We start from the raw sequence: 21,218 nt of genomic DNA, 5'->3' as shown, positions 1-21,218 counted from the left end.
GTCGCCGGACGTTTTTTCCACGTCCAAAGCCGCGCGGCGGAGACCAATGGGGGAGTCCTCATGCCCGAGAAGTCGCGCAATTCGTCGAACGAACTGGAAAAGAGCCAGACGCTGCGGAGCCTCAACCAACAGGTCAACGCCATCGAGTGCGCCAATAATCTGCCGATCTGCCTGTCCCGGCCGCTCAATCTCGGTCTGGACATCTCCGGCGCCTGCAACATCAAGTGCATCTTCTGCCTGGCCGAAAACGGCCGCAAGCTCCGATCCGATCCCGACGCCTTCCGGGAACCGGAATGGCTGGACCACTTCGACGAACTGCTGCCCTACATCAACAAGGGCATTTTTTCCTCCTACGAGGCCTTGCTCAATCCGAAGATCGACCAGTTCATCCGCAAGATGCGCGCCCATTGCGCCCCCTTCGAGATCTTCACCAACGGCAACGCCCTGACCCCGGAAATGTCCGAATTCCTCCTGAGCCACGGCCTGAGTTCGGTCTGGTGCTCCTTCCACGGAGCCGAACGCGCGACCTACGAGGGCATCATGCGCGGCTCGGACTACGAGGGGGTGCTCCGCAACCTGGTGCATCTCAAGCTCCAGGCGCGGCGCATCAATCCGGCCTTCCGGCTCACCCTGGTCTTCTGCGCCATGGGCCGCACCATCCAGGAGCTGCCGCGCTATGTGGACTTGGCCCATCGCGTGGACGCCAAGGAAATTCAGGTGAACTACCTGCTGGTGACCACTCCCGCGCACCAACTGGACGACGAGGCCGTGATCTTCCATCGCGACCGCTACGACCATTTCGTGCTGCACGCCAAACTCAAGGCCGCCAAGCTGGGCATCCAGCTCAACCACCAGCCCACCTTCTTCGACTGGAAGCCGACCCAGACCGGCGGGCCCTGCGCCCGCCCCTGGCAGCACATGAACGTCTCCAAGGACGGCGTGGTCACGGTCTGCTGCGGCGGGGCCTCGGGCATCGGCAACCTCTTCACCGACGGCTTCCACAAGGTCTGGAACGGCAAGGTCATGCAGGCCTTCCGCCGCCGCGTGAATTCCGACAATCCTCCGGCCGCCTGCCGCACATGCACTCGGGGCCGGGAAAACCCCCTCGACGTGCGCAGCCACCTGACCTACCTGCGCGGCCTGAGCGAAGAACAGGTGCAGGCCCGGCTTGAGGAGTTGGGGCTGGCTCGACCGGAATCCCAGGCGTTGACGGCCTGATTGGAACGACCACCACGTGTCCCCCGGGGAGCCCCGGGGACGAATGACTTAAGGATATGGACATGAGCGAAGCAGCGGTCAGGGATCGTCACAGTGTTCAGGGACATCGTCCTCCGGCGCCCAGTGGAGGCGCCTACCCGTTCAGGAACGCCGCCAAGGTGTTCTATGTGAACACCACGGGCGTGTGCAGCCTGACCTGCTCCTACTGTTTCACCAATGAGGCCAAGCAACGTTCCAGCCTGGACCGCTCGGATTTCGACTTCCTTTTTTCGTATTACGGGGAAAACATTTATTTCGTGTTCACCGGGGTCGGCGACTTCTTCGCCGGCTACAAAAAGTCCGACGAGCTGTTGCGGCACGTCCTGTCCCACGACGTCCAGGTGTACCTCGACTTCAACGGCGTCCTGATCCACGAACTGCCGGACCTGGACGCGACGCAACGGGATCGGCTGGGCAGGCTGGACATCTCCTACCATTACGCGGCGATGAAAAAACGCGGCACGCTGGACCGCTGGCTGGAAAACATCGTCAGGATATCCAAGCGGTTCCAGCCTGAGAAGTACGACATCAAGGCCATCGTCGCCCTTGCCGAAATGGACCTCTGGAGCGAGATGCTCCTCTTCTACAAGAAGTTCGCCCACCCCTTCACGCGCGCACCGCTCCGTCTGGTCCTGGACCAGTACGACCCCCTGTTGCGCGACGAGCAGGTCCGGGCCGAGGTCACCCGCGTTCTGGCCGCCGTTCCCGGACCATTCCTGCTCCCCGCCGGAATGGAGAACAACTTCCGCATCCAGACGAACGACTACTACCGGGGCGAAGAGGCCTCCGCCTGTCTGGCGGGACAACGCTACTTCAAGGTGGACTGCCTGGGCCGCATCCTCCCCTGCACCGAAATATGGTCCCGCACCCATTGCTTCCTGGGAGGCCTGAAACAACGCCGTGCGGGATACCTGGAGGAGGGACCAGCCTGTCGGCAGATCAACTACGCGGCCTGCCTCAAGGGCTGGGACGACCGAACGGGCTGGACCCGGAAGGCCGGGGCATAGCCCGGTCTCGAAGCGGGCCGCGCCCCGGAGCGAAGCGGGCGGACGAAATGGCGGGCTGCGGACGCGACCCCTCATGAAGCTTTGCATCACCGAGATCTTGTGCTAATCGAATGGAAACGGATGGTTCCATCGATCATGAACAGGACCAGACTCCTCCCGTTGCTCCTCCTGCTCGCGCTCACCGCGCTTTCGGCCTGCGCCCACCGCAGCGTGGTCCATCTCGACCGCCAGCCCTGGCAGATGAACTCCCGGCAGACCCTCAAGATGGCCTTCCTGCGATTCGACTACCAGACCGTGGAAATCGACGGGAAGTACGGGATCAAGGGCAAGGCGGTCCCGGTCATGGACCGGGTTCCCGAGTGGGCCCGCTGGATCGACGAGATGCGGCTCACGGCCTATCTTTCCGACGAATACGGGGAGGTGCTCATGGAAAGCGAGCAGCCCTTCCTGCCCGGCCCCTTCCAGCCCAACGCCGTGTTCCATTTCGACTTCCTGATGGACGAGAGCGCCGTCAAGAAGGGCCCGGTCTTCGTCTCCTTCGGCTATCGGGTGCTTCTGTCCGAGTCCCGGGACAAGCCCAAGAACGCCAAGCACCCCTTCTTCGCCAGTGAAGGCGCGGTGACGAGGTAGGTCATGGCCGGCGCGCCGCTCATGCGACGGGTCTCCAAGGGCTTTCTGGTCAAGACGTTCCTCAAGCACAACATCATCTTCATCGAAGGCAGCCGGGGCGACCAGGCCTATATCCTCATGGAAGGAGCCGTGGAGATCTCGGGCTCGGTGGACGGCCGCAAGAAGGTTTTCGCCGTGCTCAAGCCCCCGTCCATCTTCGGCGAGATGGCCCTCTTCCTGGACGACCAGACGCGCACCGCCACGGCCATGACCCTGGAGGACACCAAGCTCGTCATCATCACCCGCGACGACCTGGACGACTATTTCGCCAAGGCCCCCCAGGTCATCTCCTCCATCCTCCAGGTGCTGGTCAGCCGTCTCAAGGCCACCACCAAGAAGGCCCTCAAGGTGCCCAACGTGCCCCTGGGCATCTGCCGGGTGCTGAACCTCTTCGTGCTCAACGGCCAGACCGAGATCGGCTATGACGCCGCCGTGCGCACCCTGGCCGACACCTTCGTGACCTCGACCTCGGCCGTGGAGTGCTACCTGGGCCAGTTGGCCGAGCAGGGCCACCTGAGCATCGGCGCGCCGGACCACGACGTGGCCAAGCGCGTCATCCGCATCCTGGACCCGGACTTCCTCGAAAAGATCATGACGAAGAAGGACTGAGAGTCCTACAGGGCCACCAGTTCCATCCGGCCCCAGGCCGCCACCCGGCCGCCCATCTGGGCGAAGACCCCGAGCACACCGGCGGGGGCCAGTTCCCGCGCCCCATCCAGCACCGCCTCCAGGTCGCGGGCCGTCTTCAGCCGGTTGCAGAGCGCCGTGGCCGCGGCGTCGGCCAGGGCTCCGGAATCGGCCCGCACCGTGACGAGGTCGCCATGCCCCAGGCTCAGCGAATGGCCGATGCGGCCCGAGGAGGAGCACAGGCTGGTGGGGAATTCCCCGGCCGGGATGCGCAGGCCCAGCCGGGCCCCGGACTCGGGTTCGGCCAGCAGGCCCACCACCCGCTCCCGCGTGGAGCAGAGGAAGATGTCCCCGCCGTTCTCCACGATGATGTCCGGACTCTCGGACACGAAACGCTCACAGACCATCTGGGCCACGCTCCCGGCCACCGCCGCCATGGGGCCCACGCCGCAGGCCCGGGCCCCCTCGCACATGCGCCGGACGATCTCCGGGGCTCCGGGCGGGGTCGGCAGGGGGACCAGACTGGTCAGGAAATCCCGGTGCAGGAGGATCTGGCTCTTCAGTTCCCCGCGCAGTTCGCGCAGACAGTCGGCCACCTCGGCCGAAAGGTCGCGCCGGGCCACCACGAAGAGGTCGGATTCCTCGATGACCACCTGAAAGACCCGTTCCCCCTCCTCGGGGATTACGGACTCGCGGTAGTTTCGGCCGACTTTCGTGTAGTCCTTCACCCTAGAACCCCAGATCCTGGTTCACCAGGATGATCTTGATCCGGCCCTTGGGGAAGGACTTCTCGGTGATCGTCCAGACGTTGCAGATCCGCTCCGGGCTGTTGCAGTCCATGCAGCGGGCGGTCTTGACGCAAGGCGTCTTCTTGGCCAGCCGGGAGGCGTTCACCGGCGCGGCGTAGTCCTTGACCCGGCGCATTGCCGCCGAAAGGTCGGCCACGAGCTTGTTGCGGCCCAGCACCACGAGCACATTCCGGGGGCCGAAGGTCAGTGCCGCCACCCGGTTGCCGATCATGTCCAGGTTCACCAGCTGGCCGGCTTCGGTGAGGGCGTTCGTGCCGGTGACGAACAGGTCGCAGGTCAGGGCCCGGCGGCGCAATTCCAGTTTGTCCGGCTCGGACAGGCTCTTGTCGAAGACGTCCAGCACCTCGCAGCCGATGGAGTCCTTGAGCGCCTGGTACAGCCCGCTGGAGACCACGGTGGTGGAGCCGCCGAAGCTGACCGTCCGGGGCCCCAGCGCGGGCAGGATCTCGGACAGGGCGATGCGCCGCACATCCTCCTCGCAGGTCGCGCGGAAGACCTCGAAACCGTTGTCGTCGAGTGCTTCGGCCACGTCGTCCAGACGCCGGGACCAATACTTGTCGATGGGTTCGCGCATGTCGATCTCCTTCATGGGCGGAGGGGCGGCGTCCCGCTCTCCCGGGCCCGACCGCAAGAGCCGGGTGCTTGACGCGGGGCCCGCTCATGGGCATGGAAGGTAGCAGAGATGACGGGCGGCGGGAAGCATCGGGCGGGATGCACCCCGGACGGGGCCATGGTCCTTGACGACGACGCGTTCAAGGGCTATATGGCTTTGTTCAGCCTTGTTCACTCAACGAAATTCATCTCACGAGGAGCACCCATATGTCCAAGAGAACCTACCAGCCGAGCAAGACGAGAAGGAAGCGGACCCACGGCTTCCTCGTCCGGTCCCGCACCAAGAACGGCCGCGCCATCCTGCGCCGCCGCCGCCAGAAGGGGCGCCAGAGATTAGCCGCCTGACCTGGTCGAGGGAACGCCGCCTCCGCAAGAGTCCCGAGTTTTCCCGCTGTTTCGGACAGGGACGGAAATTCTCCTCCAAGAGTTTTCTTCTGTTCGTCTCCGCGCGGCCCGACGGGCCCAGGCAGTTTCGCCTGGGTATGGCCGTAAGCCGGAAGATGGGGCGGGCGGTGGTTCGCAACCGCATCAAACGGGTGGTGCGAGAGTTTTTCCGGCTCCATCAGGATCGAATCTCCGGGCCACTGGACATCGTGCTCGTGCCCAAGAGATCGCTTGACGCGGATCGGCTGACACTTGCCGTCGCCACCCTGGAACTGGCCCCGCTTCTGACCCGCCTGACGGGAAACGGCGGACGCGGGCCGGACCGGGAGAAGAAGGCATGCGCTCCATAGCCCTGGGGCTCATTTGGATCTATCAGAAGTTCCTCGCGCCGCTCCTGCCTCCCGCGTGCAGGTTCACTCCGTCGTGTTCGGAATACGCCCGCCAAGCCGTCCTGGCTCACGGCGCGTTCAAGGGGTCCGTCCTGGCCGTCTGGCGCGTCCTCCGCTGCCAGCCCTGGTGCGCCGGGGGCTACGACCCCGTCCCGCCGCGCTTCATTCAAGCCTTCCGCAACAGTAAAGCGAGCTGATCCATGGACAACAAACGCGTCATCATCGCCCTGGTTCTCTCCTTCGCCGTGCTCTTCGGCTGGCAGTACATGTTCCCGCCGCCGAAGCCCACGACCCCGCCCCCGGCGGCCGAACAGAAGCAGGAAGCCGCCCCGGCCCCGGCCCAGCAGATTCCCCCGGCCCCCGTGGCCGACTACGCGCCGGTCCCGGGCCGCGCCGTGACCGTGAAGACTCCGCTCTTCACCGCCGTGCTCAATTCCTCCGGCGGCGTGCTCGAGCGCTTCTCCCTGGAGCGCTTCAAGGAAGACATCCGACCCGACTCCCGAACCGTGGACATGGTCGGCGACGCCCGCGTCAAGGCCCCCCTGGGCATCATCCTGGGCGGCGTGCCCACCTGGCACATGGGCCAGTGGGGCGCTCCGGCCGGCGATCTGACGCTGGCCGACGGCGAGACCAAGACCCTGACCTTCGTGGGCGACTCCGCCGGATTCCGCATCGAACGCAAACTCACCTTCCAGGCAGGCAGCTACCTCGTGCGCGAGGAGCTGACCCTGACCAACCTCGGCGGAACTCCGGTTCAGACCCGCATGAGCTTCACCGCCGCCAGCAAGACCCTCTCCGGCGCGAGCGACAGCTACAACCCCACGCGGGTCGAGTATCTCTTCGACAAGAAGAGCATGACCGAGAAGGAAAAGGGCGACCTGGAGAAGGGCGTGTCCGAATCCGGGCCGCTCAACTGGGCCACCATCAACAGCAACTACTTCATCTTCGCGCTGCTGCCCCAGACCGAGCAGGCCACGCTCAAGGCCATGCTCCAGGACGGCGTCTACCGCCTGGCCGTGGACCAGGACCTCCAGGTGGAGGCCGGCGCGGCCAAGACGCTGCACTGCTCCTACTACCTGGGCCCCATGGATCGAGGCATCCTGTCCACCATGCCCGCCAATCTGGGCTCGGCCGTGGACTTCGGCTGGTTCCATCTGCTGGCCGTGCCTCTGCTCTGGATCCTCAACTGGTTCTATCAGTTCGTGCACAACTACGGTCTGGCCATCATCCTCCTGACCGTGCTCATCAAGCTCATCTTCTGGCCCCTGTCGCAGAAGAGCTACAAGTCCATGGAGCAGATGAAGAAGCTCCAGCCCATGATCCAGAAGCTCCGGGAGAAGTACGGGGACGACAAGCAGCGCCTCAACCAGGAGATCATGCACCTGCACAAGACCTACAAGGTCAGCCCCCTGGGCGGGTGCCTGCCGATGGTCGTCCAGATCCCCGTGTTCTTCGGCCTGTACAAGGCCCTGCTCGGAGCCGTGGAACTGCGCCACGCGCCCTTCATCGCCCATGTGCCGTTCACGGACCTGATCTGGCTGGCCGACCTCTCGGCCAAGGACCCCTACTACGTCACTCCGCTGATCATGGGCGCCACCATGTTCATTCAGCAGAAGATGACCCCCTCCACCGGAGACCCCACACAGGCCAAGATCATGATGTTCATGCCCGTGGTGTTCACCTTCCTCTTCCTGAACTTCCCCTCGGGCCTGGTTGTGTACTGGCTGGTCAACAACGTCCTGTCCATCGCCCAGCAGTGGTGGATGATCCGCGCCCAGAAGAAATAGGCGGACGGACGACCGAGTGGATCGCGGAGCGCTGACGGAAGCGAGGAACCACATGAACGAGTTCAAGGAGTTCCAGGGCAAGAACCTGGACGAGGCCATCGAGGCCGCATGCAGACACTATGACCTGAATCGCGACAAACTGGAGATCGAGATCATCGGAGGCGGCTCCACCGGCATCTTCGGCCTGGTGGGAGTGAAGAAGGCGGCCATCAAGGCCCGCCCGCGCAAGGCCATCTCCTTGCAGGACATGGCCCCCGGCCGTGAGGAGCCCAAGCCCGAACCGAAGCCCAGGGCGGAGTCCAAGGCCGAAACGCCCAGACCCGAACCCCAGCGGCCGCGCGAGACTCCCCGCGCCGAAGCCCCGCGCATCGACATCCCGGAGGCTCCCCAGCGGCCGGAGACTCCCCGGCAGGCCCCCTACCGGCCCGCCTTCGCCCCGCGCGAGGACGTCATCCCCGCACCCGCGCCCATCGCCGACGCGCACCTCGCCGACGAGCCCGAGGATGCGCAGCCCGACTTCCAGCCCCAGGCGGCCGCCGAACCCCGCGCGGACAAGCCCAGGGAGCCCCGCCAGGAACGTGAGCGCGGCCGCCGTGACCGCCGCCGCGGCGGCGACCGGGAACGCCGCCCCGAGCGCCAACGCCAGCCGCGGCCCGAGAAGGCCGAACGGCCAGCGCCCCAGGACAACGGCGAGACCGAGGACGTCGAGGAAGGTCTGCCCAAGGTGGACATGACCACCCTGGATCCCCAACTCTTGGAGCAGGCCGTGCGCGAGACGCTGCTCAAGCTCCTGGAGCCCATGATCCCCGAGCCCAAGCTGAACCTGGAGATCATCCCGGACAGGGTGAACGTCTTCATCGAGGACGAAGAGAACTCGGGCCTGATCATCGGCCGCGAGGGCCAGACCCTGGCCTCCCTGCAATACCTGCTCAACCGCATCGTGGCCCGGCGCATGCAATGCTCGGTGCGCGTACAGATCGACACCGGCGAGTACCGCGAGCGTCAGGACGAGAAGCTGCGGCAGATGGCCCTGCACCTGGCCGAGAAGGCCGACGCCACGGGCCGCACCCAGAGCACCAAACCCCTCAGTTCCTATCACCGCCGGGTGGTCCACGTGACCCTGCAGGAGAACGAGACCGTGTTCACCCGCAGCAAGGGCGAGGGCCCCATGAAGCGAGTCCTCATCGTGCCCAAGCGGCGCAACGGGAAATAAACTCTTCAAGCGGCGCGGGATGTCCAGACGTCCCGCGCCGCTTTTTCCGCCCCCTCTCTCCCCTGCCCGGCCGTTGCCTTGACGGCGCGCCCGGCTTATGACTCCGGCTGTATGACGCTCACCGGCTCCATCGACACCATCGTCGCCGTCGCCACCCCGCCCGGACAGGGAGGCGTGGCCATCGTCCGGCTCTCCGGCCCGGAGAGCCGCGCCGTGCTGCGCCGCCTCTTCCGGCCCACAAGGCCGGATTTCAAGGATTTCCGTCCCTCCACCCTGCACCACGGCCATGTCCTGGACGCCGCCGGAGTCATTCTGGATGAGGTCTTGGCCGTATTCATGCCCGGCCCCGGCTCGTTCACCGGCGAGGACACGGCAGAAATCCACTGCCACGGCGGCCTGGCCCTGCCCGGAGCGGTGCTGGCCGAGTGCTGCCGCCAGGGGGCGCGCCCGGCGCGGCGCGGGGAGTTCAGCTACCGGGCTTGGCGCAACGGACGCCTCGACCTGACCCAGGCCGAGGCCGTGGCCGAGGCCATCGCCGCGCCCACTCGGGCCGCCGCGCAGCTGGCCCAGGTCAAGCTCTCGGGCGTCCTGGGCCGCCGGGTGGCCGCCCTGCGCGCGGAGTTGGAGGAGCTCAAGGCCCAGCTCTGTCTGGCCGTGGACTTTCCCGAGGAGGACGTGGACTGCCTGCCGCCGGACCGGCTGGCCGAGGTCGTGGAACGCGGGCTGGCCGCCCTGGACGCGCTGCTGGCCGGGGTGGAGCGGACCCGGGCCTGGCGCGAGGGTGCGCTGGCGGTCCTGCGCGGCCGGGTCAACGCGGGCAAGTCCAGCCTGCTGAACGCCCTGGCGGGCCGGGAGCGGGCCATCGTCACGGACATCCCGGGCACCACCCGGGACTGGCTGGAGGAGCTGCTCGACCTGGACGGCCTGCCCGTGCGCCTGGTGGACACCGCCGGACTGCGCCGAACCGAAAGCCCGGTGGAACGGGCCGGTTTGGAGCGGGCCGGAGAGCTGGCCCGGGGGGCGGACCTCGTGCTCTTCGTGGTCGGCGGCGATGCGCCGCTCAGCGACGAGGAGCGCCAGGCCGCGGACGAGCTTTCAGCGGAACGGACCCTGGTGGTGGTGAACAAGGACGATCTGCCCCGGGTCGAGCCCTGGCCCGGAACGGAACTGGCCGATCGCTTCGAGGTCGCGGCCGTTTCGGCCAGGACCGGCGCGGGCCTGGAGGCCCTGGCCGCGCGGTTGCGGGAACGCCTGGCGGCCTCGACGCCCGAACCCGAGCCCGACACCGTGGCCCCGAACCTGCGCCAAGCCGAAGCCTTGCGCCGGGCCCGCGCGGAACTGGCTGAACTGGCCGTCGACGCCGCCGGGGGGCTGCCCTACGACCTGCTCGGGGTGCGCCTGGACGCGGCCTGCGCGATCCTCGCCGAAATCACCGGCGAAATCGCGGCCCAGGACGTGCTGGAGGCCATCTTCAACCGCTTCTGCATTGGAAAGTGAGGCCGTATGTCCCGTGAAATCGATCTGAGCCACGTTTCCTGCGGCCTGGTTCCGGCCATGGTCGCGCATCTGGCCGAAACTGGGGAAGAGGAGCTGGTCTTCCGCATCCGCGCGGGCATCAAGGCCGAGATCATCAGCGGCTTCGGCTCGGGAGGGGCCTGGGACTTCTCCTTCCGCCACGGCGTGGGCCACGACGAGGTGCGCTTCCGTCGCAAGCACCCCACGGGAAGCGACCCGCGCCTGACCCTGCTGGACTACTGAGCGGCCAGTCGCCGAAACAGGGCCAGCGCCCGGGATCTCGTCATGTGCCGAGGCGGATTGTCGGCCAGGCGGCGCAGGTCGTCCAGACAGGCCACCCCGGCCAGCTCGTCCAGAAGCGTGGGCTGTCGGCGGTAGATTTCCAGCACGTTGAGGCTGCGGCGCAGGGCGTCCGGTTCCTCGGCGGGCACGTGGCTGAACATGTCCGGCAGGAAACCCTCACGGTCGAAGCCCGCCAGGGAAAAGCCGCCCCGGGCGGGAGCCAGAACGCAGGTGTTCCACTCCAGGCCCTTGAGGGCCCGGCGCACGGTTTCGTCGTCCAGCTGCGGAATGTCGGCGTCCAGAACCAGGGCCCGGTCGAAATCCTTGATGGTCAGGGCCCGGCGCAGGGCGTTGGCCCGCCGGGCGGAGCGGTCCTTGCCCTTCTGGGTCCACAGCGGACGGTCTCCGAGCCAGGCCCGGCAGCGCGCCTCGTCGAACTCCGGGGCGCGGCAGACGATGACCTCGCTCTCGCTCCAGCGGAGCATGTCGAGCATGTCCTCGACCATGGCCCGGCGCAGGGCGACGGCGGTCTCCGGCGAGGTTTCGGCGGCCAGCCGCGAGGACGCCGGTTCGGTTTCGGGATCGTCGACGAGCAGCAACACACAGGACTTCATGCGGATTCATTCTCCCCGGCCGCGCTGTTTCCCGGCTGGAAAAGGCTCGCGGCCGCTGTTCCCTTTTCGGAAGGGAGAAGGTATGCATCGCCCGGCTGGTTTGCAAGGCCGAAGGAGACTCCATGCGCAAAAGCGTGCAGCACGATCCCGCCCTGGTGGCGGACATCCTGGACCGCGCCGAAGTCCTGCACCTGGCCCTCGTGGACGGGGACGGCCCCTACTGCGTGACGGTGAACTTCGCCCTGGAAGGACGGACCATCTATTTCCATTCCGGCAAGGAGGGCCGCAAGGCCCGGGCCCTGGGAACGGGCGCGCCCGTGGCCTTCGCCGCCGAGGTGGATCTGGAGATCAAGCGCGGCGAACGGGCCTGCCAGTGGGGCTGGCGTTTCCGCGGCGTCCATGGCCGAGGCCTGCCGCGCTTCGTGGACGATCCCGGGGAAAAGCGGCGCGGCCTGGGCCTGATCATGCGCAAGTACGCGGGTTCGGACGACTTTCCCTACGACGAAAAAATTCTCGCCCAGACCGCCGTGGTGGCCATCGACATCGAGGAAGCCACCGCGAGGCTCAAAGGATACGAACGATGACCGGACGTTTCGGCGAGCCCCTGCGCTCCTTCGCCAGCGACAACAATTCCGGGGCCCACCCGGCGATCCTGGAAGCCCTGGCCGAGGCCAACGAAGGCATGGCCAAGAGCTACGGCGACGACCCCCTGAGCATCCACGTGGACGAGCTGTTCCGGGAGCACTTCGGCCCACGCGCCCGCATCCACTACGTGGTCACGGGCACGGCCGCCAACGTGCTCGGCCTGCGCTCCGTGACCCAGACCTGGCAGTCCGTGCTCTGCTCCGACCTGGCCCACATCCACGTGGATGAATGCGGTGCGCCGGAAGCCTTCGGCGGCATCAAGGTGGTGCCCATCCCCTCGGCCTCGGGGAAGATCGACGTGCAGGCCCTGCGGCCCCATCTCCAACACAAGGGCTACGTGCACCACAGCCAGCCCCGCGTGGTCCAGATCACCCAGTGCACCGAGCTGGGGACTCTCTACTCCCCAGAGGAAATCAAGACCCTGGCGGACTTCTGCCACAAGAACGACCTCATCCTGCACATGGACGGCGCGCGCCTGGCCAACGCCTGCGCGGCCCTGGGCCTGGGCTTCCGGGAGATGACCACGGACCTGGGCGTGGACGTGCTCTCCTTCGGCGGGACCAAGAACGGCATGCTCATGGGCGAGGCAGTGATCTTCCTCAACCCGGACCTGGGCCGGGACTTCCGCTATGTGCGCAAGCAGGGCATGCAGCTGGTGGCCAAGATGCGTTTCGTCACGGCCCAGTTCGAGCGCTACCTGCGCGACGGCCTCTGGCTGGAGAACGCGAAGAACGCCAACCGGGCGGCCCGCCGCCTGGCCGAGCAGGTGGACCGCATCCCGGGCGTGACCATCAACCGCGCGGTGCAGACCAACGCGGTCTTCGCCAGCCTGCCCCGTCAGGCCGTGGAGCGGCTGTTGGAACGCTACTACTTCTATATCTGGCGCGAGGAGCCCCTGGAGGTGCGCTGGATGACCTCATTCGACACCACGGACGAGCAGGTGGACGCGTTCGCGGCCAGCGTACGCGAGGCCATGAACGCCTGACGTCCCACCGACGCGACGAAAAGCCCCCGTCCGGTTCTCCGGGCGGGGGCTTTTTTTGACCATCGCGGGCACTTAGGCAGCGGCGCGGGGAGTGAGCCCACCTCCGTCGCGATGGAAGGCCAGGAAGGCCCTGGCCTCCTCCGCGCCCATGAAGCGGGTCAGCACACGCGGGTCCGTGTCCAGGAGATCCACCAGGATGAGCCCGTCCATGCAGTCGCCGAAGTCCGGGTCTTCATTGAAGCCCAGAAGCTTGCCGCCGAGCTTGAGATACTGGCGCAGGAGCACCGGGATGCCCCGGCCGCCCTCCACGTCCTCCACCAGGGCCGAGACGTCCTCCAGGTCGCGGAAGGCCAGTTCGGGAAAACTCCCGTCCAGACGGCGCACGGCCTTGAGCAGCGGCGGACGGCGCGGCCTCACAAGGGCCGAGAGACCGGGCAGCAGAGCGTGGCGCGAGAGGAACTCCACGATGAGTTCGCGGGACACCGCGTCATACTCCCCCGACACGCTCACGCAGCCGAACAGGGTGCGGTAGCGCGGATTGCGCGCGATCCAGGCGGCCAGGCCCTTCCACATGAGCAGCAGCGGCTGGTAGCTCTTCTGATGCCAGGGAACCACGAAGGAACGCCCCAGTTCCAGGGCCGGGGAGAGCCGCTCCAACAGACCCGGGCGATAGTGGAAGAGCGTGCTCGTATAGAGCCCGCCCACGCCGTGCCGGGCCAGGATCGCGTCGGTGCGGCCGAAGCGATATGCCCCGGCGGCCTCGGAGTTCTCGCGGTTCCAAAGGAGGAGGTGGGTGTATGAATTGTCGAAGCGGTCCAGGTCGGCGGCCCGGCCCGTGCCCTCGCCCACCCCCCGGAAGGTCAGTTCGCGAAGTCGTCCGATCTCGGCCAGCACCCCGGGAATGTCCCGGGCCTCGGCGGCGAAGACCTGGAAGGCCCCGGACTCGGCCAACAAGGCCGAGGGAGGCAGGCTCTCCACCTCGCGGCGCAGTTTCGCCGGGTTCCCGGCCCGAGCCAGGGGCTTGAGCCGGGCCGGGGCTCCAGCGCGCCCGCCCTTGGCCTTCCCGGCGCGGCGCTTGAGCAGATAGGTCCGGAAACGCAGGTAGTCGATCATCTCGCGGTTGGAGCCGAAACCTTCCAGCTTGTCGAAGGGAATGACCCGGCCCACGGCGGCCTCCACCTCGCCCTTGCGCAGCTTGACCGTCTCGCGCGGAAGCATGGCCGTGCGCAGACGCGGATGGATCAGCCCGGCGGCCTGGAAGAGATTGCTGTTGCGCCCCCGGAAGAAGACCGGCAGCACCGGGGCCTTGGTGCTGCGCACGATCCCGGCCACGCCGGGGTGCCAGTCCGGGTCGGCCACCAGGAACTTGGTCAGCTTGAGGCTGGCCACCTCCCCGGCCGGGAACACGGCCAGCACGTGGCCGTCACGCACCCAGCGAATGGCCTGCTTGAGCCCGGCCAAGCTGCGGCCCTCGGCCCCGGGCGCGCCGAAGGGGTCCACGCCGATGAGCTGGTCCCGGATTTCCGGCACAAGGCCCAGCAGGAAGTTGGCCATGACCTTCACGTCCGGCCGCACGGCCCCCAGCAGCTCCAACAAGGCCAGCCCCTCGACCACGCCGTAGGGGTGGTTGGCCACCACCACCAGCGGGCCGGTCGCCGGGATGCGCGCCAGATCGGCGGGGCCCACGCGGCGGACCACGCCCAGGGTGTCCAAGGCCCGGCTCACGAAGCGAGGGGCGTCCTCGGCGGAGCAGGCCGGGTCCACGGCCACGGAGTAGAGACGGTTCAAGGTCTTCAGGCGCAGCATGCGCGAGACGGGACGCTTGACGAAGGAGAACAGGGCCCGGCGCACGGGGTCGTGAAACAGGGCGGGAAGCTCGAAGAGTCGATCGGTTCGGTTCTCGGCCATGCGATCCCCCTTTTTTGAGGTTGGGGGAAACTACCATCGCGGATGCGGCCCGGGGTGACGGGCCTGTTACCGTTTCAAGAATTTTTCCCGTCGCGGGCCGCGCTTTACAGCTTCCCCTCGGACTTGGCATAATGAAAAATGTTCATGCCGAACAAGGAGGCCCCCATGATTCGCGGCAGCGGTCTTCTCCTGCATCTCACCTCCCTGCCCTCGCCCTTCGGCGTGGGCGACATGGGGCCCGAGGCCCATCGCTTCCTGGACCTCCTGGCCCGCGGCGGCCAGCGCCACTGGCAGATGCTGCCCCTGGGACCAACCGAACCCGGCCTGGGCAACTCGCCCTACTCCTCCTATTCGGCCTTCGCCGGGCACACCCTGCTCATCAGCCCGGACTTTCTGCGCGAGGATGGCCTGCTCAGTGGCCAGGAGCTGGATGGCGCGCGCCTGCCGGCGACGCCCCACGCGGACTTCGAAACCGCCACATTGGCTCGCCGGGGACTGCTCTGGCGCGCCTTCGAACGGGCCGAAGCCGGGCTCCTGGACGATACCGCGTTCCAACGCTTCCTGGAGGACAACGCCCACTGGCTCAACGACTTCGCCCTGTTCATGGCCGCCAAGCGCCGTTTCAATGGCGCGGCCTGGAACCTCTGGCCCGAAGATCTGCGCGCCCGGCGCGAGGAGGCCCTGCGCCATTGGGGCCAGGAACTGGCCCGCGACATCCTGTTCGAAAAGTTCTGCCAGAGACAGTTCTTCCGCCAGTGGGGACGGCTCAAGGATCGGGCCCGGGAACTCTCAGTGGAGCTCGTCGGCGACGCGCCGATCTACGTGACCTACGACTCGGCGGACGTCTGGAGCCGCCAGGAGCTGTTCCGCCTGGACGAGCGGGGCGACCCCCTGGTGGTGGCCGGGGTGCCGCCGGACTATTTCAGCGCCACGGGTCAGCGCTGGGGCAACCCGGTCTACGACTGGCGGACCGCCGAGGCCCAGGGCTTCTCCTGGTGGATCGCCCGGCTGCGGCACAACTTCGGGCTCTTCGGTCGGGTGCGCCTGGACCACTTCCGGGGCTTCGCGGCCTACTGGGAGATCGACGCGGCCGAGGCCACCGCCGTGCGCGGCAAATGGGTCTTCGCCCCGGGTGAAACGCTCTTCTCACGGCTGCGCGAGGAGGCCGGGGAGATTCCGATCATCGCCGAGGATCTGGGCGTGATCACCCCGGACGTGGTGGAGTTGAAGAACTCCTTCGGATTCCCGGGCATGCACATACTCCAGTTCTGCTTCGGCCCGGACTTGGCCCACAACCCGGACGCGCCGCACAACCAGGAACAGAACAGCGTGGTCTACGTGGGAACCCACGACAACAACACGGCCCGGGGTTGGCTGCGCACCGACGCCGGACCGGGCGACAAGGCGCGGCTGGCGCGCTACCTCGGCGCGGAAGTCCGCGAGGAGGACGTCTCCTGGGCGCTCATCCGCCTGGCCCAGTCCTGTCCGGCGAACACCGCCATCGTCACGGCCCAGGATCTGCTCTCCCTGGACGAACGCGGACGCATGAACACCCCGGGGCTGGCCAACGGCAACTGGTCCTGGCGGCTGCTGCCCGGCCAGCTGGACGAGTCCGCCCTGTCCCGGCTGGGCGAACTTTCGGCTTTTTACGGCCGCGACGGCGTGGAGATCCTGCGCAACGACTCCTACGAGCGTTCGGCGGCCGGATTGGGCGCGGGAGCGGCCTGGGGGTGACCCATCCGGGCGCGGAAACGGTAAAAAAAATCCCAGGGCAGTGTTGACACCCCGGTGGGGGTGATTATTTTCCCGCTGGAATTCAGGGGGCGTCCCCGTCGACGTCCCGGCCCTCGGCGAATGACGCCGATCAATACAAAAAAAATGATCGATCACGGAGGATTTCGAATGAAGCTCAAACCGCTCAACGATCGCGTCCTGGTCAAGCGCCTGGAGACGGAGGAGAAGACCGCCGGAGGCATCATCATCCCCGACACCGCCCAGGAGAAGCCCCAGAAGGGCAAGGTCATCGCCGCCGGTCCCGGCAAGGTCGACGAGGACGGCAAGGAAGTGAAGATGTCGGTGAAGAAGGGCGACGTGGTCCTCTTCAGCAAGTACGCCGGCACCGAAATCAAGATCGACGGCGAGGAACACCTCATCATGCGTGAGGACGACATCCTGGCCGTTTTCGAGAAGTAGAGCCCGATTCCACCCCACCCGAAACATTTCATCACAACAGGAGAGACGATATGCCCGCCAAGGAAATCATCTTCGACGCCAAGGCTCGCGAGAAGCTGAAAAAAGGTCTGGACAAGCTGGCCAACGCCGTGAAGGTCACCCTGGGCCCCAAGGGCCGCAACGTGGTCATCGAGAAGAGCTTCGGCTCCCCGGTCATCACCAAGGACGGCGTGACCGTGGCCAAGGAAATCGAGCTTGAGGACAAGTTCGAGAACATGGGCGCCCAGATGGTCAAGGAAGTCGCCTCCAAGACCTCCGACGTGGCCGGTGACGGCACCACGACGGCGACGGTTCTGGCGCAGGCCGTGTTCAGCGAGGGCGTCAAGCTGGTGGCCGCCGGCCGCAACCCCATGGCCATCAAGCGCGGCATCGACAAGGCCGTGGACGCCATCGTCGCCGAGCTGACCAAGGTCGCCAAGCCCACCCGCGACCAGAAGGAAATCGCCCAGGTCGGCACCATCTCCGCCAACAACGACGCCACCATCGGCACCATCATCGCCGAGGCCATGAACAAGGTCGGCAAGGAAGGCGTCATCACGGTGGAGGAAGCCAAGAGCATGGAGACCACCCTGGACGTGGTCGAAGGCATGCAGTTCGACCGCGGCTACCTCTCCCCCTATTTCGTCACCAATCCCGAGAAGATGACCTGCGAGCTGGAGAACTGCCTCATTCTCATCAACGAGAAGAAGGTCTCCAACATGAAGGATCTCCTGCCCGTGCTCGAGCAGGTCGCCAAGATGTCCAAGCCGCTCATGATCGTGGCTGAGGACGTGGACGGCGAGGCCCTGGCCACCCTGGTGGTCAACAAGCTGCGCGGCACCCTGAACGTGGTGGCCGTGAAGGCCCCGGGCTTCGGCGACCGCCGCAAGGCCATGCTCCAGGACATCGCCATCCTCACCGGCGGCAAGGTCGTCTCCGAGGATCTGGGCATCAAGCTTGAGAACATCACCCTCTCCGACCTCGGCACGGCCAAGCGCATCGTGGTGGACAAGGAAAACACCACCATCGTGGACGGCGCCGGCAAGAACGCCGACATCAAGGCCCGCGTGGCCCAGATCCAGGCCGAGATCAAGGAGACCAGCTCCGACTACGACCGCGAGAAGCTCCAGGAGCGCCTGGCCAAGCTCGTGGGCGGCGTTGCCGTGATCAACGTCGGCGCGGCCACCGAGACCGAGATGAAGGAGAAGAAGGCCCGCGTCGAGGACGCCCTGAACGCCACCCGCGCGGCTGTCGAGGAGGGCATCGTGCCCGGCGGCGGAGTGGCCCTGGTCCGCTGCGCCAAGGTGCTGGACAAGGTCAAGCCCGTGGACGACGACGAGGCCGCCGGTGTGGCCATCATCCGCCGCGCCATCGAGGAGCCCCTGCGCCAGATCTCCGGCAACGCCGGTTTCGAAGGCTCCGTGGTCGTGGAGAAGGTCCGCGAGGGCGGCAAGGACGGCTTCGGCTTCAACGCCGCCACCGCCGAGTACGAGGATCTCATCAAGGCCGGCGTCATCGACCCCAAGAAGGTGACCCGCATCGCCCTGCAGAACGCCGCCTCCGTGGCCGGTCTGCTGCTGACCACCGAGTGCGCCATCGCCGAGAAGCCGGAGCCCAAGAGCGCCGCTCCGGCCATGCCCGGCGGCATGGGCGGCATGGGTGGCATGGGCGGCATGTACTAGCCCCAGCCTCCGATCAGACGCTGAAAATGAAAAGCCCCGGCTCCGGCCGGGGCTTTTTTCATGCCATCAGCCCCGCCGGGGCCTGCGGCGCATGACCCGCTCCAGGACGCGCCGCAGGTCATCCATCTCCACGGGCTTGGAGACGTAATCGTTCATCCCGGCCTGGAGAAACAGCTCACGGTCGCTGGGCATGGCGTAGGCCGTGAGCGCCACCACCGGAATCTTCGGATCGAAGTTTCCTCCGATAGAGGAGCGGATGCGACGCGTGGCCTCCAAGCCATCCATGACCGGCATCTGGACGTCCATGAGCACGCAGTCGAAACGTTCCCGCTCCAGCGCGGCCAGAGCCTCCTGGCCATTGCAGACGCCCGTCGGGGCATGCCCCTGCTTGCGCAGAAAACTCGTGGAGGTGAGGAGGTTGACGCGGTCGTCCTCGACCACGAGGATGCGCCAGGCCGGGCCGACCGGGGCGTGTTCGCCCTCCTCCGCGTCCGCCTGCGCGGCGGAGGCGGACGCCTGGGGCAAGGGAAGGACCACGTGCGCCTCGGTGCCCACGCCTTCCTCGCTGCAGAGGCTCAGGCCCCCGTCCATGAGCCGTACCAGGTGGCGGACGATGCTCAGGCCCAGGCCCGCGCCGCCGAAACGCCGGGCGAAGGAGCCGTCCACCTGGGTGAAGATTTCGAACACGTCCCGAAGGCGGTCGGCGGGGATGCCGATGCCGGTATCCGCCACATACAGATGTAGGTCCATGATTCCAGGAGCGGTGCGCGAAGGCAGGAGGAACAGCTCCAGTTCAACCTCGCCGCGCTCGGTATACTTGATGGCGTTGCCGACGAGGTTGTAGAGCACCTGGCGGATTCTTCCGGCGTCGCCCGCCAACCGCGCCGCGCCCGCCGGATCGGCGACGCAGGCGAAGCGCAGCCCCTTGATCTCGGCCTCGCGCTGGAATGCGGCGGCGATGGGCTGGAGCACCTCGCCCAGGTCGAAGTCGGCAACCTCCAGCGGCATGCGGCCGGATTCGATCCGCGAGATGTCCAGGATGTCCGAAAGCAGTCGCAACAAGCCCCGCGCGGAGGTCATGGCGGTTTCCACATATTCCCGTTGTTCCCCGTCCAGCTCCGTGGTCCGGGCCAGCTGGAGCATACCGAGAACGCCGTTGAGCGGAGTCCGTATCTCGTGGCTCATGGTGGCCAGGAACTGGGATTTGGCCGTGCTGGCGGCCTCCGCCGCCTCCTTGGAGCGGATCAGTTCCTCCTTGACCTTGTTCAGCTCGGTGAGATCCACGTCCAGGCAGAACAGGTCGAACCCGCCCTCGCCCCGGTCCTGCGCCACCGCGCTGGTGAATACGGTCACTCTGGCGCCGTCCTTGCGGCGCAAGGTCTGTTCGCCCGATGGCAAGAGCTCCCCGGCGGCGATGCGGCGGCGCACCGCGGCCGCGTCCAGCGCCGCCGGTCCGGTCGGCTGGAGCAGCTCCCCCAGGGTCTGGCCCAACGCCTCGGCCGCGGAATAGCCGTAAAGCTGTTCCCCAGCCGCGTTCCAGTACACGACCCGCAGGTTTTCATCATAGCCGCGCACGGCGATGGCTCCCACCGCGTCAAAGAGGTGGCGGAAGCGGGCCTCGCTCCGGCGCAGGGCCTCCTCGGCCCGCTTGCGCGCCTCGATATCTTGGACGGCCGAGATGAAATAGCGCGGCTCGTCGGAATCGCCGTGCGCAAGGGCCACGGTGAGGTTCACCCAGACGGTCCGGCCGCTCTTGCGGATGTATCGTTTCTCCAGGGTGTAGGTGCTGATCCTGCCTTCCAGAAGCAGCGCCGCATGCTCCATATCCGTGTCCAAGTCGTCGGGATGCGTGATGTCCTGGAAGCTGCGCGCCAGCAGTTCCTCGCGAGAATACCCCGTAATGCGGCAAAGCGTCTCGTTGACCCGCAGCCAGCGGCCTTCCAGGGAAACATGAGCGATGCCCACCGCCGCCTGCTCGAAGGTGGCCCGGAAGCGGCGTTCACTGTCCTGGAGCGCGGCGTCCGCTCGGTCCCTGGCGCGCAGGACGAGGAACACCGCCCAGCTCGCGGCCAGGAGAAGTCCGGCCGCCACAGCCAGAGCCACCAGAAACATTGAATCGGCGCGGGCCATGCGTCGTTTGAGTTCGGCCCGGCTCGCCGTGTCCATCCGGTTCGCCGTGCGCTCCAGGTCGTGAAAGGCGATGCGCAGATCCGTCTCCGCCTCCGGAGTGCGGCCTCCCGTCTCGCGCCATTTCTCCAAACTGGCCTGGAAGCGGTCCATGCTCCGCTTGAGGATATGCACCGAGGTCTGGTCGTCCGGTTTGAGCGCCCCGCCGCCCTCCTCCAGGACGTGCAAGGCCTGGCGCAGCAGGGCCAGTCCCTGTTCCCGGCTGAACGGAAGGTTCGGGTCGTTTCCCAGGGAAGCGAAGAGAAACCCCTTGGACAGCTCCACGCGGGCGATACGGATCTTGTCCAAGGCATCCAGCGCGCGGGCCATATCCCGTCCCTGTCGCCCATGGAGCCAGGCGATGGAACCGCAGACCAGGACCGACAAGGCGATGGAAGACCATATCCAGGCCCGTGTGCGGGCCAGCAAGTGCCCGCTGAACGCCGATGACATCGC

Annotated in this window: 21 protein-coding genes; 16 read left to right on the top strand and 5 right to left on the bottom strand. The window is 66.8% G+C overall.

From position 1 onward, the window contains the following. The first annotated feature begins 60 nt into the window (after positions 1–60). From H587_RS0103870 to H587_RS0103855, 4 genes are all read left to right on the top strand, one after another. Entirely contained in the window at positions 61–1,218 is a 1,158-nt protein-coding gene (locus H587_RS0103870; protein ID WP_027175151.1) for a radical SAM/SPASM domain-containing protein, read from the top strand. A gap of 62 nt (positions 1,219–1,280) precedes the next feature. Then, entirely contained in the window at positions 1,281–2,264 is a 984-nt protein-coding gene (locus tag H587_RS0103865) for a hypothetical protein (protein ID WP_156904443.1), read from the top strand. A 135-nt stretch (positions 2,265–2,399) separates the two neighbouring features. Continuing rightward, the gene (locus H587_RS0103860; RefSeq protein ID WP_034608570.1) at positions 2,400–2,894 is read left to right on the top strand and encodes a hypothetical protein; all 495 of its coding nucleotides are present in this window, start codon (positions 2,400–2,402) and stop codon (positions 2,892–2,894) included. 3 nt (positions 2,895–2,897) lie between these two features. Further along, the gene (locus tag H587_RS0103855; RefSeq protein ID WP_027175148.1) at positions 2,898–3,542 is read left to right on the top strand and encodes a Crp/Fnr family transcriptional regulator; all 645 of its coding nucleotides are present in this window, start codon (positions 2,898–2,900) and stop codon (positions 3,540–3,542) included. Between the two features lie 5 nt (positions 3,543–3,547). On the opposite strand, the gene H587_RS0103850 is transcribed toward H587_RS0103855, so the two are convergent. Further along, the gene (locus H587_RS0103850; protein ID WP_027175147.1) at positions 3,548–4,288 is read right to left on the bottom strand and encodes a UPF0280 family protein; all 741 of its coding nucleotides are present in this window, start codon (positions 4,286–4,288) and stop codon (positions 3,548–3,550) included. Position 4,289: 1 nt separating this feature from the next. Continuing rightward, the gene (locus H587_RS0103845; protein WP_027175146.1) at positions 4,290–4,943 is read right to left on the bottom strand and encodes a lactate utilization protein; all 654 of its coding nucleotides are present in this window, start codon (positions 4,941–4,943) and stop codon (positions 4,290–4,292) included. A gap of 245 nt (positions 4,944–5,188) precedes the next feature. Here H587_RS0103845 and rpmH point away from each other — a divergent pair, with 245 nt between their 5' ends. The 7 genes from rpmH to H587_RS0103810 all read left to right on the top strand — a co-directional run bounded on the left by rpmH (position 5,189) and on the right by H587_RS0103810 (position 10,512). Continuing rightward, positions 5,189–5,326 carry a 50S ribosomal protein L34 gene (gene rpmH, locus H587_RS0103840; protein ID WP_027175145.1) on the top strand — a complete coding sequence of 46 codons (138 nt, stop codon included), beginning with the start codon at positions 5,189–5,191 and terminating at the stop codon, positions 5,324–5,326. Beyond that, on the top strand, positions 5,314–5,715 hold the full coding sequence (gene rnpA, locus H587_RS17150) for a ribonuclease P protein component (protein WP_051202450.1): 402 nt from the start codon (positions 5,314–5,316) through the stop codon (positions 5,713–5,715). Before rpmH ends, rnpA begins: the two co-directional genes overlap by 13 nt. Further along, positions 5,703–5,951: a membrane protein insertion efficiency factor YidD gene (gene yidD / locus H587_RS17145; protein ID WP_051202423.1), complete on the top strand. Its 249-nt coding sequence runs from the start codon at positions 5,703–5,705 to the stop codon at positions 5,949–5,951. Before rnpA ends, yidD begins: the two co-directional genes overlap by 13 nt. A gap of 3 nt (positions 5,952–5,954) precedes the next feature. Beyond that, positions 5,955–7,541, top strand: coding sequence for a membrane protein insertase YidC (yidC, locus tag H587_RS0103825; RefSeq protein WP_027175144.1), 1,587 nt, complete (start codon positions 5,955–5,957; stop codon positions 7,539–7,541). Between the two features lie 52 nt (positions 7,542–7,593). Beyond that, positions 7,594–8,754, top strand: a complete 1,161-nt coding sequence (locus H587_RS0103820) for a Jag family protein (protein ID WP_027175143.1) — start codon at positions 7,594–7,596, stop codon at positions 8,752–8,754. Between the two features lie 111 nt (positions 8,755–8,865). After that, positions 8,866–10,251, top strand: coding sequence for a tRNA uridine-5-carboxymethylaminomethyl(34) synthesis GTPase MnmE (gene mnmE / locus H587_RS0103815; protein WP_027175142.1), 1,386 nt, complete (start codon positions 8,866–8,868; stop codon positions 10,249–10,251). A 6-nt stretch (positions 10,252–10,257) separates the two neighbouring features. Continuing rightward, the gene (locus H587_RS0103810; RefSeq protein WP_027175141.1) at positions 10,258–10,512 is read left to right on the top strand and encodes a hypothetical protein; all 255 of its coding nucleotides are present in this window, start codon (positions 10,258–10,260) and stop codon (positions 10,510–10,512) included. Here H587_RS0103810 and H587_RS0103805 read toward each other — a convergent pair. Further along, positions 10,506–11,165 (bottom strand): DUF2064 domain-containing protein, encoded by a 660-nt coding sequence (locus H587_RS0103805; protein ID WP_027175140.1) that lies wholly within the window; start codon positions 11,163–11,165, stop codon positions 10,506–10,508. The genes H587_RS0103810 and H587_RS0103805 overlap by 7 nt on opposite strands. Positions 11,166–11,287: 122 nt before the next feature. On the opposite strand from H587_RS0103805, the gene H587_RS0103800 reads away from it, so the two are divergent. Both H587_RS0103800 and H587_RS0103795 read left to right on the top strand, forming a co-directional pair. Next, positions 11,288–11,749, top strand: a complete 462-nt coding sequence (locus H587_RS0103800; protein ID WP_027175139.1) for a pyridoxamine 5'-phosphate oxidase family protein — start codon at positions 11,288–11,290, stop codon at positions 11,747–11,749. Continuing rightward, positions 11,746–12,795 (top strand): threonine aldolase family protein, encoded by a 1,050-nt coding sequence (locus H587_RS0103795; RefSeq protein ID WP_034608532.1) that lies wholly within the window; start codon positions 11,746–11,748, stop codon positions 12,793–12,795. Before H587_RS0103800 ends, H587_RS0103795 begins: the two co-directional genes overlap by 4 nt. Before the next feature lie 72 nt (positions 12,796–12,867). Here the strand turns inward: H587_RS0103795 and H587_RS0103790 are convergent, their stop codons facing one another. Next, positions 12,868–14,703, bottom strand: coding sequence for a bifunctional lysophospholipid acyltransferase family protein/GNAT family N-acetyltransferase (locus H587_RS0103790; RefSeq protein WP_027175137.1), 1,836 nt, complete (start codon positions 14,701–14,703; stop codon positions 12,868–12,870). A 165-nt stretch (positions 14,704–14,868) separates the two neighbouring features. Between H587_RS0103790 and malQ the strand changes: the two genes are divergently transcribed. The 3 genes from malQ to groL all read left to right on the top strand — a co-directional run bounded on the left by malQ (position 14,869) and on the right by groL (position 18,596). Next, positions 14,869–16,437 (top strand): 4-alpha-glucanotransferase, encoded by a 1,569-nt coding sequence (gene malQ, locus H587_RS17140; protein ID WP_084630406.1) that lies wholly within the window; start codon positions 14,869–14,871, stop codon positions 16,435–16,437. A 168-nt stretch (positions 16,438–16,605) separates the two neighbouring features. Further along, positions 16,606–16,896 carry a co-chaperone GroES gene (gene groES, locus H587_RS0103780; protein ID WP_027175136.1) on the top strand — a complete coding sequence of 97 codons (291 nt, stop codon included), beginning with the start codon at positions 16,606–16,608 and terminating at the stop codon, positions 16,894–16,896. 50 nt (positions 16,897–16,946) lie between these two features. Next, positions 16,947–18,596, top strand: a complete 1,650-nt coding sequence (gene groL, locus H587_RS0103775; RefSeq protein WP_027175135.1) for a chaperonin GroEL — start codon at positions 16,947–16,949, stop codon at positions 18,594–18,596. A 66-nt stretch (positions 18,597–18,662) separates the two neighbouring features. Here the strand turns inward: groL and H587_RS17135 are convergent, their stop codons facing one another. Further along, positions 18,663–21,215, bottom strand: coding sequence for a PAS domain-containing hybrid sensor histidine kinase/response regulator (locus H587_RS17135; RefSeq protein WP_169432744.1), 2,553 nt, complete (start codon positions 21,213–21,215; stop codon positions 18,663–18,665). Positions 21,216–21,218 lie beyond the last annotated feature (3 nt).

The sequence above is a fragment of the Desulfovibrio aminophilus DSM 12254 genome (assembly GCF_000422565.1).
Taxonomy (GTDB): Bacteria; Desulfobacterota; Desulfovibrionia; order Desulfovibrionales; family Desulfovibrionaceae; genus Aminidesulfovibrio; species Aminidesulfovibrio aminophilus.
This window is presented reverse-complemented; position numbering and strand designations above follow the sequence as displayed.